Here is a 4,397-nt window from a genome sequence, read left to right on the forward strand (position 1 = left end):
CCCCGGTGCAGCCGGTCCGGCCGCCCGACGCGGGCCGGGGAACGCGTCCCCGGCCTGCGGTGAAGCCGGTCCGTCGCAGCACCGAGGCGGAGCGGGCCGAGTTCCGCACGCTCGCCCAGCCGGTGTGGGAGCGGCACAGCGCCTCGGTGAACCGGGCGATGACGCGGATGCCCGCGCTGCGCGGTGCCCAGGTGGACGCCGCGCGGGCCGACCTGGTCGCGGTTCACATCTACCTCTCGGGCGGACAGGGGGAGCTCGGCCAGGGGGACGGCGTGCCCGCCGGCTACACGGCCTGCCTGGGTTCGGGCCTGTGCCGCCTGCCCTCCTACCGAGGTGCGGTCGTACGCGGCGGGCTGCCCGAAGGGGGCCTGGAGCGGTTCATGCCGGGAAGCGTGGTACGCGAACCGGGGCCGGTCAGTGCGCTGCCGATCGGGGTCGCCGCCGGCCTGTCCGCCGCGACGGGGGGATACGTCATCTGGTCCTCGACCGGCCGCCGGGTACGCCCGCTGCTGGGGTCCGCGCCCGGCGTGGCCTCCGACGAGGTGGTGTTCCCGCCCGGTGCCGCCTTCCGCGTCCTGGACGTACGGTCCGCCGGCCCGGCGCCGATCGTCTTGATGACCGAGGTGATCGGCGGGGGACCCGTGGACGAGCGGCCGGGCGGGCTGGACGACGCCGACCGCGCGACGCTCGAACGACTCGACGAGGCCCTGCGCCGGCAGTCGGCCTCGACCGGCGGTGCGTCCCCGGCCGCCTGGCCGGCACGCTGCGCCGAACCGCTCGGTACGGGGGCGGCGTGATGCCGCATCGCCCCTGGAGAACCGCAGGCGGCCATCCGCGATCTGATCCCGAAGGAGCATGATCTTGTCTTCAGAGCCAGGTTCCGGGGAACGCGCGGAGCCGCTCGGCGTCCGCCGTTCGGTCGAACTGCCGGAGACCGACATGGACGCGGTCGACGATCCGGCGCCCGCCGAGTCGGAGGCGGAGCAGGGCGAGGCCACCTCGGCCGCCGCGGATGACGCCAAGGCGTCGGCGGACTCGGCCGCCCAGGAGAAGAAGAAGGACGACGACGCCGTCGCGGCGCAGGACATCGCCGCGGCCCCGGCGAGCGTCAGCGCGGGCGACGAGATGCCGCCGGATCGGCCGAAGAAGCCGGTCCTGGCGGCGGTGGCGATCGGGGGTGCGGTCGTGCTGGCGGTCCCGATCCTGTTGATCGGAACGGGTTCACATCACGGCAAGAAGCACCCGACCGCCGCCGCGGCCGACACGGTGCTGCCCGGCTCCGGGCAGCAGCAGCCGGGCGCGTTCGTCTCCACCTCGCCCACCCCGACGCCGTCGCCCACCGCGAGCAAGAAGGACAAGAAGGACAAGGAAAAGGCCAAGAAGACGGTCTCGCCCACGCCCTCCGCCAAGCCCGCCGTGAAGAAGGCGCGCGCGTCGAATGAGAGGCCGTCGCCGAGCGCGCCGAAATCCCTCGTCATCCACGCTCCCCGCGACATCTACCCGGGCCGGACCGTGCGAACGAGCCGCATCGCGCTGACCATGCAGGCCGGCGGCAACCTCGTGCTGCGTGACAAGAGCAACAAGATCATCTGGTCGTCCAAGACCCACAAGCGCGGGGTCTACGCCGAGTTCCAGTCCGACGGCAACCTGGTCATCTACGCCGCCGGCCGCAAGGCGGTCTGGGCGGCGGGATCGTTCGGTCACGACAACTCGAGGCTGGTCCTCCAGTCCGACTACAACATGGTGATCGTCGACCACGACGGTCACCCCGTCTGGGCCACCGGCACGAACCGGTGATCCGGCACCCCGCGCGGCTTGAAGACGGCCTCCGGTGAGCGCCCACGCCGTACCCCCGGCCGCATCCGCGACCGACCTCTAGGACGAAGGAAGAAGACCGTGGCTTTCAAGTCAGGATCTGGCGAACGGGCGGAGTCGCTCGGCGTCCGCCGGCCGGTCGAGCTGCCGGAGACGGACATCGACGCGGCCGGGGACCTGGCGCCGGCCGACGCTGAGCCGGAGAGCGGCGAGGGCGCCGGCGAAGGCGAGGAGAGCGCCGAGAAGACCACTGAGGCGAAAGAGTCACCGGCCGAGACCGCCACGCAGGCCAAGGGTGCTCAGAACCTCCCCACGGCGACCGACATCGCCGTGGCGAAACCCGAGGCCGACACCGACAGCGACGGGGACGGGATGCCGCCGGACCGGCCGAAGAAGCCGGTCCTGGCGGCGGTGGCGATCGGGGGCGCGGTCGTGCTGGCGATCCCGATCCTGTTGATCGGAACAGGTTCGCACCACGGCAAGAAGCACCCGACCACCGCCGCGGCCGACAACGTGCTGCCCGGTGACGGGCAGCCGCCGGCGGGTGCGTTCACCTCCGCCTCGCCGACGCCCTCCACGTCGCCCTCGCCGTCCGCCTCGGCGAAGAAGAAGGCCAAGGCCAAGGACGACAAGAACGAGGACGCGAAGAAGGCCGCCGCGGGCAAGAAGAAGGGCGCGTGGTCGGGCGCCGCCAACGTGCTGCTGAGGAACGCCGGAAGCAAGCTGTGCGCCGACATCTCCGGCTACGGGAAGGGGACGATCAATGACAAGGTCATGCAGTATTACTGCACCCCCGGCGACGCCGACAACCAGGTCTGGTCCCTCGGCGTGATGCGCGACATGAAGGGGCCCGGCGGCACCGCCCTCTTCCTGATCCGCAACACCAAGGACGACCTCTGCATGGACCTGCCCTACTACAAGGGCGTGTCGGCGGGCACCAAGGTGACCGAGTACTACTGCCGGCCCAAGGGCGACAACCAGCTGTGGTACCGGAGTCACACGCGCGGCAACCTGTACCGCATCCGCAATTACTCGAGCCACGGGCTGTGCCTCGGGCCGATCGGCCGCTCCCACGAGCATGCCAAGCAGCTCGAGGTCCACAAGTGCGGAACCGGCGACGAGTGGTCGTGGCCCAGCGGCGCGTGACCCGTACGGCCCCGCCGGCTCAGCTCACCCGGGGCTCGGAGCCCGCCGTCCAGCCGGAGTCGTCGTCGGGCATGCCGGCGGGATCGCACGGATGGCCGATCCCCTGCTCGGCCTGGTGGAGCCGCCGGCGCGCCGCCTCCGCCGCGCGCCGTGCCTCGGCCTGTACGGCCGGGTCGTCCGCCAAAGCCGCCGCGTGCTCGAACCAGACCGCGGCGTCGCCGTGCTGTTCGTCCTCCGCGCAGCGTTCGCCGGCCCGGAGCGCCGCGGCCACGAGGTCGTCGCGGGCGACCAGCGGACCGGCGGCCATCAGGTGCTGGGAGATCTGCGCGGGGTGGCGGTGCGGCAGCTCGCCCAGCGCACGCGCGGCCGCGGCGTGCAGCATCTGACGGCGGGCGGGAGTGAGATCGTGCAACACCAGCTCGCGGGCGAGATCGGGCATCAGGTAGCGGCCGAGCCGACCGGCGGTGCCCTCCTCCCAGTTCAGCACCCGGGCGATGACGGCGGCGTCGATGAGCGAGAGCAGCTCCTCGCGCGTGATGGCCCGGATGCCCAGGAGGAGCTCGGGGTCGAGCTCCCCTCCGGTCACCGCGATCGCCTCCAGCATCTTCAGCACGCGCTCGTCGAGCTGGTCCAGCCGGGCGCGCAGGACCCGGATGACGGACGCGGGGAGCCGCGCGCCGGGCCCGGTGCGCTGGTCGCCGGGCAGTTCGAGGATCTCGGTGATGAGGAACGGGTTGCCCTCGCCGCGCCGGTGCAGCGCCGCCGCCTCACGCTTGCGCGGCTCGCTGCCCATCAGCTCGTCGAACGGTGTGGAGCGGAGCCTCATCAGCTCGGCGACGTCCTCGACGACGAGCGGGCCCAGCGGGAGCAGGGTGGCCCGGCTCTGCCGTACGAGGAGTGCCAGCAGCTCGCGCAGGCCCACGTCGTCGGTGTCCTGCGTCGTGCAGACCACGACCAGTGGCACGTCGCGCAGCAGTGTGGCGTACATGCCGAGCAGCCGGCGGAACCGGCGGCCGGCGCGGTGCAGGTCCTCGATCAGGCAGATGGTGGGCTGGCGGGCCAGCCGCTCGGCCAGGTCGCGGGCGATCGCCTCCGGCTCGCCCTCCACGCGAATCTGCGGGTAAAGGGCCGACAGCAGTTGCCCGAGCGGATTGAACCGGTCGCCGGCGGCCTCCTCCTCGTCGGAGGCGATGTCGCTGCCGCAGCGGACCCACACGACACGGAACGCCAGGTCCGCGGCGCGGGAGGCGAACTCCTCGGCGAGCCGGGTCTTCCCGATGCCGGACTCCCCGGACAGCAGCACCCAGCGGGTCTCGCCGCCGGCCGCGTCGCCCAGGAGCTCGTCGTAACGGGCCAGTTCGTCGGCCCGGCCGACGAGCGGGCGGGCGACGCTCGACGGCCGGGCGGGCCGCGCGGGCCGTGCCGGCCGCACCGGC

4 protein-coding genes are annotated in these 4,397 nt (G+C 72.8%); 3 read left to right on the forward strand and 1 reads right to left on the reverse strand.

Annotated features, from left to right (window positions below; all coding sequences use genetic code 11):
• The 3 genes from ACFFNX_RS43365 to ACFFNX_RS43375 form a co-directional block, all read left to right on the forward strand.
• Positions 1-797, forward strand: a 797-nt coding sequence (locus tag ACFFNX_RS43365) for a hypothetical protein (protein WP_378212085.1), incomplete at its 5' end; no start/stop codon positions are given.
• A 64-nt stretch (positions 798-861) separates the two neighbouring features.
• Positions 862-1,797, forward strand: a complete 936-nt coding sequence (locus ACFFNX_RS43370; protein WP_378212086.1) for a hypothetical protein — start codon at positions 862-864, stop codon at positions 1,795-1,797.
• Positions 1,798-1,896: 99 nt separating this feature from the next.
• Positions 1,897-2,961, forward strand: a complete 1,065-nt coding sequence (locus tag ACFFNX_RS43375; protein WP_378212087.1) for an RICIN domain-containing protein — start codon at positions 1,897-1,899, stop codon at positions 2,959-2,961.
• 19 nt (positions 2,962-2,980) lie between these two features.
• Here the strand turns inward: ACFFNX_RS43375 and ACFFNX_RS43380 are convergent.
• On the reverse strand, positions 2,981-4,397 hold a 1,417-nt coding region (locus tag ACFFNX_RS43380; protein WP_378212088.1), incomplete at its 5' end, for an AAA family ATPase.

Source organism: Actinoallomurus acaciae, assembly GCF_042429965.1.
Lineage (GTDB): Bacteria > Actinomycetota > Actinomycetes > Streptosporangiales > Streptosporangiaceae > Actinoallomurus > Actinoallomurus acaciae.